The organism is Shewanella sp. HL-SH4, assembly GCF_051164845.1.
GTDB classification, from domain to species: domain Bacteria; phylum Pseudomonadota; class Gammaproteobacteria; order Enterobacterales; family Shewanellaceae; genus Shewanella; species Shewanella glacialimarina.
In genome coordinates, this window is sequence record NZ_CP195036.1 from 179,596 (window position 1) to 192,429 (window position 12,834).

The 12,834-nt window shown below is 37.3% G+C and carries 9 protein-coding genes; 8 read left to right on the forward strand and 1 reads right to left on the reverse strand.

Going from position 1 to position 12,834, the window contains the following annotated elements:
* Window positions 1-247 precede the first annotated feature (247 nt).
* The 8 genes from ACRWQL_RS00875 (at window position 248) to ACRWQL_RS00910 (ending at window position 10,782) form a co-directional block, all read left to right on the forward strand.
* A complete protein-coding gene (locus tag ACRWQL_RS00875; protein ID WP_434949694.1) occupies window positions 248-5,311 on the forward strand; it encodes a DEAD/DEAH box helicase family protein in 5,064 nt (1,687 codons plus the stop codon).
* Window positions 5,312-5,370: 59 nt separating this feature from the next.
* Entirely contained in the window at window positions 5,371-5,826 is a 456-nt protein-coding gene (locus ACRWQL_RS00880) for a hypothetical protein (protein ID WP_432363659.1), read from the forward strand.
* 54 nt (window positions 5,827-5,880) lie between these two features.
* Entirely contained in the window at window positions 5,881-6,054 is a 174-nt protein-coding gene (locus ACRWQL_RS00885) for a hypothetical protein (RefSeq protein WP_434949696.1), read from the forward strand.
* Window positions 6,055-6,254: 200 nt separating this feature from the next.
* On the forward strand, window positions 6,255-6,944 hold the full coding sequence (locus ACRWQL_RS00890; RefSeq protein WP_432363663.1) for a hypothetical protein: 690 nt from the start codon (window positions 6,255-6,257) through the stop codon (window positions 6,942-6,944).
* 302 nt (window positions 6,945-7,246) lie between these two features.
* A complete protein-coding gene (locus ACRWQL_RS00895) occupies window positions 7,247-7,492 on the forward strand; it encodes a hypothetical protein (protein WP_432363665.1) in 246 nt (81 codons plus the stop codon).
* 525 nt (window positions 7,493-8,017) lie between these two features.
* The gene (locus ACRWQL_RS00900; protein ID WP_432363667.1) at window positions 8,018-8,335 is read left to right on the forward strand and encodes a hypothetical protein; all 318 of its coding nucleotides are present in this window, start codon (window positions 8,018-8,020) and stop codon (window positions 8,333-8,335) included.
* A gap of 134 nt (window positions 8,336-8,469) precedes the next feature.
* Window positions 8,470-10,404 carry a phosphoadenosine phosphosulfate reductase family protein gene (locus ACRWQL_RS00905; protein ID WP_434949699.1) on the forward strand — a complete coding sequence of 645 codons (1,935 nt, stop codon included), beginning with the start codon at window positions 8,470-8,472 and terminating at the stop codon, window positions 10,402-10,404.
* A 63-nt stretch (window positions 10,405-10,467) separates the two neighbouring features.
* Complete coding sequence (locus ACRWQL_RS00910) at window positions 10,468-10,782, forward strand: hypothetical protein (RefSeq protein WP_432363671.1); 315 nt, start codon at window positions 10,468-10,470, stop codon at window positions 10,780-10,782.
* Window positions 10,783-11,296: 514 nt separating this feature from the next.
* Here the strand turns inward: ACRWQL_RS00910 and ACRWQL_RS00915 are convergent.
* Window positions 11,297-12,454, reverse strand: a complete 1,158-nt coding sequence (locus ACRWQL_RS00915) for a replication initiation protein (RefSeq protein WP_432363673.1) — start codon at window positions 12,452-12,454, stop codon at window positions 11,297-11,299.
* Between the last annotated feature and the right edge of the window lie 380 nt (window positions 12,455-12,834).

The following is a 12,834-nucleotide window of genomic DNA, read 5'->3' on the forward strand; positions in this document are numbered from 1 at the left end:
GCACAAGGATCATCTAGAATAGTTCGCTCATTCACCATCATTACTTCCTTATTACGATTTTGTACGATTAAAGAGTAAAGCTTCAAAAGCATGCTTTGCGTGAACAATTGTCGTTTCATCTTTTAAAATATCAAATGACACAACCAATTTATTTAAAGCACTGTTTTTTATACTTTTTACCCCAGTTGCCCGTTTTTGAATATCGCTTTTAATTGAGATATTAACGCAATAGGCAAGGGTGATTTAAATGGATGCGGTACAAAATATTGAATATGTAGGCGGTCAAACAGGGTTCTTCTTCGGCACAGAAGCAGAACTTGAAACCTATATTAAACAGTCGCAGGCTTTATGTGGCAAAAAGGCTAAATTCAAAGTCCAAATTGCGGCTAAAAACTTCCATCACTTTTTCCCTTTAAGCAAACTTAGTGTCATAACACGCTATAATCACAATGTTAAAGCCATTAGAACGCTGCTAGAGCTGCAAAACCATCAAAGTGATGCGTCATATGCCGAACAAGTTATTTTAGCGGAATATCAAGGCTGGGGCGGTGTACCTCAAGCTTTCGATATGACCACCAGCAACAGCAAATGGCTAAAACGATGCAACACATTAAAAAACTTATTAACAGATCAACAATATACGGCCGCTAGAGCATCAACTCTGAGTAGCTTTTACACCCCTGATAGCATTGCAGAGGCTATTTATGCTGGTTTAGAGTCAGCAGGCGTTAATATGCTTAAAAATGGCGCATGGCTTGATACATCGGCAGGTGTCGGCGGATTACTACGCACGATGCCAGCGTCAATCTCTGACAATGTAAAATTAACATTGGTTGAACGTGATGATATTTCAGCTCAAATTCTGGAACAACTTTACCCTGATGCCAACATTCATCATAGCGCATTTGAACGCGCTAATTTGCCACATAAATTCGATGTGGTATTTCAAAATCCGCCGTTTGGCAGTGCGACAGTTTTTGATAAAGACAGCACTTTTAGCGGGTTAACCCTTCACAATTATTTCATGACAAAATCAGCGTCAATGCTCAACGATAACGGCTGGATGATTGCGTTGGTATCAAGCTCTTTCATGGATGCTAAAAACCCTAAAAACCGTCAATTACTGAGTCAATATGCCAGCTTAAAAGCGGCAGTTAGATTACCTAAAAACGTCTTTGAAACTGCCACAGGCGCAAACGCGACGGTAGATCTATTAGTCTTTGAACAAGGGAGCGATACAGTTAATGTAAATTGGATTGAAAGCCAAACTCAACAAGACGAAAACGGTAACGATTATTCAATCAACAACTACTACATTGAAAATCCAGCTCAGATAATTGGCAAAATGGAAGTAGGCGCTAATTTTCGTGGTAATAGCGTTCATTGCATTGCTGGTGATGACTTTGAACCTTTATCTATTGAAGCGATTAAGCGCACGTTAAGTAGTTTGAAATTTAGCGTAAACACCACTACTAAAGCGGTAAAATCATCCAATGTTGCAGCAACACAACAGTCAGTTGTGACAATGGTTGAAACCATAGGAACAAAAGAGGGCTCTTACTGTGTGTCTGATAATGACGAAATTTATCAGTTAGTAAGCGGCTCTTGGGTAGCGACTGAATTTAGCGGAAAAGCAAAGGATCGTTTAGTTGGCCTTTGCGGATTACGTTACACCTTAATGAGCTTACTTGATGCAGAACAAAATGATTTAGACGTTAGTAAAATGGATGCACTACGATTACAGCTAAACCAACGCTATCAAGCGTTTGTTAAAGTATTTGGTTTTATTCATGATGCGGCTAATCAACGGGTTTGCCGTCTTGATCCAACTAATTACAACCTACTATCGCTTGAGTGTGATTATAGTGCGGGTGTTACTAAGTCTGTGGCTAAAAAACTCAATGTCAGTGAAGTTAAACCGTCTTGCAAACAAGCTGAAATTTTTAATCAACGTGTCTTGTATCCATGGGAAGTACCAACTTCTGCTAGTTGTGCCGAAGATGCGCTTTTATCATCATTAAACATTCACGGTAAAGTAGACGTTCAATTTTGTGCTGATTTACTATCTATCGATATAAATAGCTTTATCTCGATGAACGAAGGGCACTTAATTTTTAACGATCATGGTACATGGTTCACTAAAAACGTTTATCAATCAGGTGATATAAAAACCAAATTAGAAGATGTAAAACACTCAAACCTTGATCCCGAGTTGAAGCAACTGTATGTAAATGCCTTGGTTGAAGTCACGCCTGTTGATGTTGCATTTGAAGATATCGCTATTAATTTGGGTGCGTCTTGGGTGCCATCGTCTATTTATGAAGCATTTGTAATGCATCTATGCGATGGTAAACAAAATCGTTATTCAAAGATTAAAATCAACTACATCAACAACGAATGGTTAGTAGAACTGTATAATTTACCGCATTCGCTTGAAACTCGCCTTGGGAATAATGATCACAGATTTTCTTATTTGATGCCGCGCCTAATGAATGGGCGATCAACTCAAGTCACTTATAAAGATGCTAATAATCGTCGTGTTGTGAACAAAGAGGCGACACTTAATAATGAGCTAAATTCTGAATTAATTTTAGCTGAATGGGATAACTTCTTGCTCAATGACCAAGCCATTCAAACCCAATTAGAACAGATATTTAACGTAAAATTCAACCGTTACACACCTATTCAATCACCTAAAGACGCAATTTTTCTGCCTAATGCTAACCAAACAATTAAGTTAAGAGATCATCAAAATCGTGCTGTCTATCGTGCGATTACCGAAGGCCGTTTACTCATTAATCACTGCGTTGGCGCTGGGAAATCATACACAATCGCCGCTATTGCTAAGTTATTAATATCGCTAAAGTTAAAACAGCGTGTCGTGATTGTTTGCCCTAACCATTTAACATCACAATTGGCAGCACAATACCTGACATTGTTTCCAGCAGATCAAATCACTGTGTTAGCACCTGATGATTTATCGCCAGCAGCAAGACAGGCTACATTGTTACGCATAAAAACAGGCTCAAGCATTGTGATCATGCCTGAGAGTTCGTTTACCTCTATCCCTGTTGATGCCGATGTTGAGCAAGAAGTTATTGAAAAAGAAATTAACAAATTGGCTGACTCACTTAACGAAGCTAACAAAAAAGGTCAACGTTTTAGCGTTAAAGCCATGGAAACCCAAAAAGAAAACTTAGAAACCCGCTTACTTGAGCTAACCCACGACAAACGTAAAAAAGGATTAAGCATAAGCGAACTGGGTATTGATGCTTTGATTTTAGACGAGGCTCATTCTATTAAGAATTTATCTTACACATCCAGCCGTTTGGCAAACGTCAAAGGGACTAATACCCCTATCGGCTCAAAACGTGCACTCGATTGGTATATGAAAATTCAATGTTTGAAAAAGAATAATAAAAATGGCTTAGGTGTGTTTTTCAGCACTGGAACCCCGATAGCTAACAGCCTTTTGGAAGTCTATACCTTTTCGCGCTATTTGAATGAAGAAGCGTTAGAAGCGCAAGGTATTGATAATATTGATTCATGGGTGAGTTCGTACGCAAAAATTGCCAATGACTTTGAAATTAGCCCTACAGGTCAGGGGTTTAAAACAGTCTCCCGCTTGCGCGCCTTTAACAACATTTCCTTATTAAAGGTCTCGTGGTCAATGTTTACTGATTCAATTTTAGCTAAAGAATTAATTAATTATATTCCTAAAATTGAAGTGATTTCACCCGACGGCAGCAAACAACTTTATGATGCCATACCGCCCGTAACAGGCGGAAAACCGCGTCAAATCGTTGTTGAACCGACTGATTTACAACTTGATTTTAGCAAGCTGCTAGTTAAAAGGGCACAGTGCTTTAGCTCAAGCCCTGTCAAAAATGACAATATGCTGGCCGTTCTCTCTGATGCGAGAAAAGCCAGTATTGATATGCGTCTGTTTAATAGCGCATTACCAGCCGACCAGTCGGGTAATAAAATACCCACCACAGCTAAAGTCGTTGCTGATAAATACCATGAAACTACGGCGGTTAAAGGTGTCCAAATAATCTTCCTTGATCTCGGTGTTCCTAACCGGAATGGCCGTCATTCCGTGTATGATGATTTAAAGTCACAGCTTATTATTGAACATGGTGTAAAAGCCGAAGAAATTGTTTTTGCACAGTCTTTTAAAACGTCTATTCAAAAGAACGAGCTTTATAGCAAATTAAACGCGGGTACGTATCGTGTGATCATTGCATCAACCGCAACGCTTGGTTGTGGTGCTAACATCAATAAAAAATTAGTGGCTGTCACCCTCGTTGACTCACCTTATCGCCCGTGTGATTTAGAGCAGAGATTAGGCCGTATCATTAGACAGGGCTCTGAGCTGTATCATGCTAAGCCTGCCACATTCACTATTGATGTAAATTTTGTCGCGACCAAAAACACACTTGATGCCTACCTGTTTCAGATCCTACAAGCCAAGCAGTCTTTTATAAGTCAGTTCCATTCGACAAATGATTTAGGAGTCAAAACCTGTGAGGATATTTCTTCAACTGAGTTGACATTTGCAGAGCTTAAAGCTGAAACATCAGGCTCGCCTTTGGTACTTGAAATGGTATCACTAACTAAGACAATTCAGATGCTAGAAGCCAAGAAAAATAGCTTTATTCGCAACAAGCGTAATGCTCAAAATGACATAACTAGCCAAACTGCAGCGATAAATAAATTCAGCAAATTGATTAAGAATTTACACGCTGATGCGGCATTAAATTTGGACGAAGTAAAAGGTGATAGTTTTAGTTATACCAATGCGCAAGGCCAATTGTTCAATAAACACAATGAAGCTGCTACTAACATGCACGAACAACTAAAAGGCACCGCTGCGGCTATCAATGCGGGTTATTTTATGGAAAAGGACATTGCACTAGGTTCATTTGCTGGATTTGAACTCAATGTCAGTGTGGTAAATACGACTATGCAACTGGTTATCACATCGGCCAACGCATCAGCGTATAAATTCACACTAAACACCTATTCAGTAAAAAATATGGGCGCATCGATCTTAGCCACTATTAACGATTTTATTAGAAAGATTAATGATCATATCATTCAAAATGAAAACCGTTTGATAGACGCGCAAGACCGCTTACAACACGCCCAAAAGGTAGAAGTATCTGAATTTAATGAAATGGATTTATTGACGGATAGTAAACGCAGCATGGTTGAACTACGCAATAAAATAGCACAACTTGAACAAGGCCAAAGTGCTAGTGAAAGTGAAGAATTAGACGATGACACGCTACTAACACTTGCCGCTTAGTGTTGCCGAGTTGAGGTTATGGGTTACTGTAATCTCAACTGATTAAACAAGGAATGGACATGCAAACATCAATGCACTTTCATTGCATACTGACGGACTACCTGTACCAGTGGGATTTAAAAATCATCAAGCACAATGAGCGTTTTTATGTAATCCAATGCAGGGAAGGTGCGACCAAAAGATTGCTTAACGGTGGAAATATCAATTCTGCGTGGGCGGTTGTTCTGTCTGTCTTAGCTGAACCATTCCAAACCATTGTAGTGGTTCAACACATAAATATTAAGTTGTCTGAAAATAACTTAACAATGCCTATAAACAAATCATCAACTGACACATTAGTTATTGTAGGAATTAACCGAAGTCACTACACATTAGCCAAAGTTAACAGCAATGATTTAGCGGATGCAACAATAGAAAAGGGGAGTTTTACAAGCGCTATAACAAATTTAAAACTGTTTGACTGTGTTTTAGCGAATAAAATTGACTTGACCATTATCAGTAAGTTAGTAAATTAACACCTGTTATTTAAGTAGTAATCTTGACCTAGCAATGGATTGATGGAGATAAATATGGAGATAAATATGGAGATGAATATGGATTATGATCCTGATTGTTTTAGCTTTGGTGCTTTATGCAAAGAGGAAGGATTGGATTATTCTGAGTTTTTAGCGGCTTTTAATAAGGCTTACTATCATACCCAATACGCAATAGACTCAGCCAAAGCTGGCTACAACTCCAAGTAAAAACGGTTCTATCTTGTTAATTTAAAAGGCTACTTATAATGAAGGTAGCCTTTTTTATATCCCGCTATAAATTGATTGTTGTAACTCAACATTAATAAAACCGATCATCTATAAACACCACAAAGCCAATCTCAACAGCGAGTTGCGCGATTAACACCTAGGCATACCATTTCTGTAATTCCAACGAATTAGAGGTAAATATGCAAAAAATAGTGACGTTACACGACATCAAAAACCGTAAAGACGCAAATTATAAACACAGTGGTCGCTTAGCAGCGTTGATGCATGATCGGATAATTGAATCCTGCGGCCATGGTGTTGATGCCGCAGACTTTGAGATTGCGACAGCAACTGACAATGCCAATGAATACGTCATTAGGCACAAGTATGTTCAAACAGTTAATTCCGCAACCATCGAGCCATTTGTTCGCTACGGAGTTGAATACGTGAGCGTTAACTATGCTCTCCCAAACAACAGGCACTATTCCCGTGAATTTAACTCAATGAAAGAAGCTGTCGCTTTTGCGCATGAATTTGATTTATCCGCGTATTTAATCGAACTGCAACCAAAACAGGTCCACGCTTCAGTTTCTAATGAGCAAATGCAACGACAAGCATTAAATGGCAAAACTATTTCAGAGCATTTTAATGTTGAATTTGATATTACCAGGGAACGAATAAAGCGCGCTCGACTTGCCAACGAACTAGGGAAGGTTGCGATACTTGAAAGTCACGCTAAAAAACTGAGAAGTGCAGTTTGGGACGCTGAAAGCAATGCAAATCTCGCTTGGGAAACACACGACTATTCTCTATTTGAGCCAAATCCATTGTTTCCCAATATTAATCGCGTGATATTAAACTACTTTTTAAGTCGAAAGCAGGCGGCATAAGCATTTAATAATAATGACTAATGTATTAACTTTCATGAGTATATACAATTAATTGCCCAGGCTTCATAATCCAAATCAATCTAAAAATGATACTTTACGAAACACTTACAAATAAGATTTAATATTGAAGTGTTTTTGGGTGTGAAGCTTGTAAACGTACTGCAACAAAGTGGGCCTATTTGATTCAGTGTTGTTACATATAAAATTGATTAAACTGTTGTTTTTAATTTTAAATGGTTTGCTTTCAATTCTGGGTTAATTTCTTATACGAGACAATACACACCAAACTTTAGGATTATTTTATGATCGTAATTAAAAATATTTATCAACGATTAGAATGTCATTCTGCTCAGCAGGTACTTGATATGCTATCTCAGTATAGAGGTAAATCTGTAACTTTGGCTTATGTCCTCCCAAGCGGCATCGAACGAGTTGTTTTTGTCGATGTAAACCAAGACGGTACAGCGGTGGATTCATATAAGGACATACAGATTGATTTGGTTTATCTAACTAACATTTTTCATTTAGAGCTTAATATAGAAGTATGACTATGTGTATGAGTGATACAGGTACATTATACCATTTTTTAAGTTAATTATCGTTGCATCAATAGTAGAGACGGCATGGGTTAATCCAGGAACAAACTACGTATACTGCAGCCAGATTATCAATCTTTGTCGATGTAAGGTTATTTTAAAGCTGCTGAACGCGCTATGGCTATCCATTCTCCTAACTCTTTTTGTTGTAGTCACACATCAATCATACCAATCAACATGCACGCATAGTTACTAATTTGACGTGGTTATCATGATAATTTTTTGAATTTGGCAGTAACAATAATATGTAAGAATCATTGTTTATTAACCACTGCAGAACGCCGAAAACAGCTTAAACTATCCACATTTTCTGTGGGTAATTCATTAAAGTTTCGTGAAATCAACCTGTTTGTTTTTTCAACTATTTATTGCTTGTTGCCGGTTTTTAAACTTGAGGCAATCTTGACGACATCACTACAAGGAGAACCACCATGTTAACAAAAGCCAAACTAGAAAGCAGGCAAAATGGAGTGGCTTATGAATCCATTTATCATGCGTAACGGCAAATTTAATTATTCTGCATTTATCTATTTTCACGCTTACAAACTTAAAATTGGGCAAAGACTGGGGCCTAAATCGACACGCCGCACTAATGAGCTGGGCAACAAAGATAATTATGAGCAGGCCAGTAAGTCACTGCGTATTGCCTGTGACTCTATATTGGGTAACCGCTTTGGTTTTAAGCGTAAACGAGCCCTGGATGGTTCGGGGTATGAATATCTTAAAATAGAATGTATAGCGCTCCCTTCTGCCTATAAGCTACTCAGCAATGAGCATTGCACCGATCCTCTCTAATATTATCTCTAGTTCATATTACAGCCAAGGTCACCACTATATTTTGTGTTGTCCTTTGTTTATCTATCCAGTTGCCGGTTTTGCTAAGTAGTTAATAATTAATTTATTAACGAAAGGCAAATAGGCAGTAAAAAATGGAACAACTAGCATTAGATTGGTTAAGCTATCCAGCCGAAGGATCAGACGTACCCTTTTTAAAAAAGTCTGTGAGCAATATCGTGCATCTTGTGTTGAACGACAAGTGGCATCAAGTTTGGCAAACACTACAAACAACTGAAGATTTAAACTTTATCGAAAATGGTCAAACTCACTCATTAGCTCAATTGATTATTGATGCAACACAAGCAATTTATGATGCCATTGTTGCGCAATATACCGTGTTTATCGGTTGGTCATCGGGTAAAGATAGTTCTACAGTATTGATGCTTTTCTTGATGGCACTTATGCGCGCAAAAAGGGAAGGGCATGACATATCTCCTCATCATTGTCTGCAGCACACTGACACACTTGTTGAATCACCTACCGTACATCAACATGCGATGGATTGTCTTGAAGATTTGGAAATGTTTATAGAAAAACATCAATTACCTTTGAGCATCTTGATTGCTAAACCTGAACTAACTCAATCGTTTACAGGGCGTATTTTAACAGGAAGGGGACAGCCAACCTTCGCAGGTTCTTCGAGACAATGCTCTATTGATCTAAAAGTGAAACCCGCACAAAAAGCCAAATCAAAATATCTCAAACGCATCGACAAAAAGTGGGCAAGCAAGACCTTATTGCTTTTAGGTTCACGTGATGATGAGGGAGCAATCAGAGCTGGCAATATACGAAAATTTGGTGGTAATGCCATTAAGCCTAACCAGGTATCTAAAAATGAATCCGAAATGTACCCAATTAAAGATTGGACAAGCTCTAATGTTTGGGAGTTTCTTTTGTCATGTGGCGACAATGATAAATACCCACTTCCAAACTATCGTCAAGACTCAAATGATACCGCTGAGATTTATAAACATGCGACTGGCGAATGTGTTTTCTTCGGCAAAAGCGCATTAAAATCCAAGGCGTGCGGTTCAAGGTTTGGTTGTTGGACATGCCAAGTCTCCGGCGGTGAAGACAAATCGGCTTCTAATCTTATTCAGTCAGATGAAAAGTATGCATTCTTAGAACCACTTTATCGCATCCAGCAATTGCTCGCCAAAACTCGATACGATTGGTCTATTAGACACCCTGTTGGCCGCACGATATATAGAAATAGCAAAGGTGAAGGTAAAATAAAGATTCAGCCTGATGTATACAGCCCGCTATTTTTGGAAAAGTTACTGCGCGCTTGTGTAACAGCTGATGTGTTGGAAGAAAGGCGAGCTGAACAGCATAGTATGAAAATGGCCAATGGCGAACTCCAGGACAATCGCTTTAACCGTCGCATGATGTTTCCACAATTCAGTATTATTAATGAACAGCAACTTGTGCATATTGACTTCATGTGGAGCTTTCACGGTTTTAACGCTAAACCATTTAGAGCTATTGAGATTTTTCATGAAGTTAGAAATGAAAATAAACTAGATCAGCTGCTAGAAGTAGATTCGATGGAGTATGTAGCTAGAACCCCAATACCTAAAGCAAAATATCTGTCTATTGATACGTGGGCCGATGGATCATTGCTAGATGGCTTGAGTGACCCATTTACTGACTTGGTTTATTTTGATGTGAATGAGATGCCTGAAATTGCAGGAAAAACCATTAAAACTAAAGATGGTGACCTACGACGGGTAATGTCATTTATTGAAGATGATAAGCTGACTGTTGATGCAGATGCAGCATACTTTATCGTAAATATTGAATTCCCTGATTATTTAAAGGATCAAATGGATAAGTTCAATAGCGTCTACGCATTTCAATACTTTATGCGTTTTGGCGCTGTATCGCTCTGTAAGGGCAAGCAAAGCGTTTACCATGCCATGGCTCAACGAGGCCAGTGTTATCGTAGGCATGGGCTCAATGGACAGCTTACGATGAATGAAATAATCAATAACGATAAATTTATCATAACTGACCATTTAGAATAATAGTTGCTGCCTATTGAAGCTGATTTAACATCTAGTTATACCAATCAAATAAAGAGAAAAATTATGGAACATGTATCTGACAGTAAGGTTAATAAAGCAATTAATCGCTTTATTCGTAATGAATGTAAAAAGTATGATTTGGCTAAAATTATCAAAATCATAATGCAACAATCATTTTCTAACTTAACTCTTAGCAAACTTGATAAGCATTCTATTGTTCATGGGCATCAATCAGCAATCATAGATGAGGTTAGTAAAGCTGCTGTCTTTGAGTTATTTGATAGGGAGGTTACCACGTTTGATAAAAAACTGATCAATGATTCATGGAAACATATTTACGACAATGGGCTTGCCAAGATACACAGTACTCATCATTAGATTTTTAAAAAACAGAAATGATCACTGTATATAGATCTATATATAACTATAACAAATATAAAGAGATATAAGAACTATGCTTAGTTGTGCATAACTCTCACTTACACTTTATAGTCATGCACTTACGTGCACTTTAGAGGCGTTTAAAAAAACTAAAATGTGTCATTACCGATCTACTTTTGCTGCAAATGATGACATTTAATTGTTGTTTAAGATCATAAATTTGTTTTCAGAGATCTATTTTACCTGCTAAAAGATCGTTTTAATGGTGTAAATTATCCACAAGTCAATTAATGGTTATAATACGCTCAAATAATGCAATTTGAGTTTATAAAAGATCTAGTTTTTGTGTTAAAAGATCCATTTTTCATGTTAAACCGATCTAATTTTTGTTATTTCACTTTTTTGTCTCAAGGTTATACACAGAATTTATCAAATGTCTAAATTGAGCCTGCTCTATCCGATCATATTATTGTTGTGAAAAGATCTATTATTTGTTGCTCAAAAAATGCATTTAGTATTTTTGGTCCGGGTTTAACTCTTTCAGTTTAGCAATTTTATCTAATAAACTTTGTGTTTCATCTTTAAATGTCTCCTCGCTTTGCTGGTTCTGCTCGGCAATGTTTTTTTCTTGTACTGTTTTCATCAATTGAACAGCGGTTTCTCTTTGGCCTATTTTTAAGTAGGCTTGTGATAGTAACTCTAATTGAGATATTGATAGGGTTATATTCTTAACAAGTCTTTGTTGTTCTAGATCAGATATCGTCTTCCTAGCCGTTACGTCGTCCATTTTTACTTTATTCTCAATCCATTGATAATGAAACTTGACCCCAACAGATTTGTTACCCTCTTTGATCGGTGTATAACCCAGGTGTCCAGCTTCACCATTGAAGAAGAATATTTCATTTTCAAATGTATTAGCTATTTCTATGATTGCCGGCTCTATACAGCGAGATATAAACACTGCTGGTTTATCTAATGATGTATTGCCTGATGTAAAGACGCCATCTTTATTTATGATAGCGAAATAGCGGCGTAGCGTATCCAACTTCATCGGTCGTAAAATTGTACCGTTTGTCTTAAAACGAGATAAGAAATCGTAAATACGCTTCGAATATTTACCGGTTAATTTTAGCGATGAAAAGGTATTAATAAGCCCGTAACCACCAGAATAATCGAGCATAAAGTTTTTAAGCTCAGGGTTTGGAATCATTGTGAGAACTTTCTTTTTATATTCCAGTTTCGAAAACAACGGTACAAATGAAAAGTCACCATCGTCTTCTTGAGATGCAAAACCAATGTGCCTGGAAGCAAGTCTTTGCGCGGGCCCTTTAAGAGTAGAACCAATATATCTAGATTCAATGTCTAGCCATGACGATAATTCAGAAGCCTGAAATTCATATTTAGGTGTTTTACCATTTTCCCAATGTTCAGCTTGCATCTTAGATGCCATTATCGTGAACAAATTAATCTCATGCGGTGACTGATCATGAATTGAGAAAATTGCCAGATGTGACTTTTTATATTGTTTTGGCAAAGTTGAATTCAAAGGGAACTCTACTAATGTAGCTTTGCTTTCGTTCAGATCACTTAATACTGTATTAGCTTTATATTGATCCAAATCGTCTAGGTAGCTATCTATTTCTTCATTAAAATTATCATCAACTGGCATATAAAACCTATTTAATAGTTGTATTCAGACTACTCCATTTTGGAGTATTAAAAATCACTTCAATTTTGCCCAGCAACATTACAGCATATTGTGGCAAAACGTTACAGCATATTGTGGCAAAACAATACATAAAATTGTGGTAAATCGATACTACAAATTGTGGTCCACAATAGTTAAAAAATTTTTTTAAATGAAATTGCACATAAAATTCAGTAATTTAACCCTTTATGCATATTAATTAGACCAGAGTGGTCAATCCTCAATTTCAACAATAAAGGTAGGTTACATAGCTTTGTGGCAGCTCGTTACATTATTTTGTGGTAAAACGTTACACCATTTTGTGGTAAATCAATTTAATTAATTATTAAAAATCTAGTTTT

Coding starts and splice junctions, on each gene's coding strand:
- ACRWQL_RS00875 (WP_434949694.1), top strand. CDS start 248: ATGGATGCGGTACAAAATATTGAATATGTAGGCGGTCAAACAGGGTTC.
- ACRWQL_RS00880 (WP_432363659.1), top strand. CDS start 5,371: ATGCAAACATCAATGCACTTTCATTGCATACTGACGGACTACCTGTAC.
- ACRWQL_RS00885 (WP_434949696.1), top strand. CDS start 5,881: ATGGAGATAAATATGGAGATGAATATGGATTATGATCCTGATTGTTTT.
- ACRWQL_RS00890 (WP_432363663.1), top strand. CDS start 6,255: ATGCAAAAAATAGTGACGTTACACGACATCAAAAACCGTAAAGACGCA.
- ACRWQL_RS00895 (WP_432363665.1), top strand. CDS start 7,247: ATGATCGTAATTAAAAATATTTATCAACGATTAGAATGTCATTCTGCT.
- ACRWQL_RS00900 (WP_432363667.1), top strand. CDS start 8,018: ATGAATCCATTTATCATGCGTAACGGCAAATTTAATTATTCTGCATTT.
- ACRWQL_RS00905 (WP_434949699.1), top strand. CDS start 8,470: ATGGAACAACTAGCATTAGATTGGTTAAGCTATCCAGCCGAAGGATCA.
- ACRWQL_RS00910 (WP_432363671.1), top strand. CDS start 10,468: ATGGAACATGTATCTGACAGTAAGGTTAATAAAGCAATTAATCGCTTT.
- ACRWQL_RS00915 (WP_432363673.1), bottom strand. CDS start 12,454: ATGCCAGTTGATGATAATTTTAATGAAGAAATAGATAGCTACCTAGAC.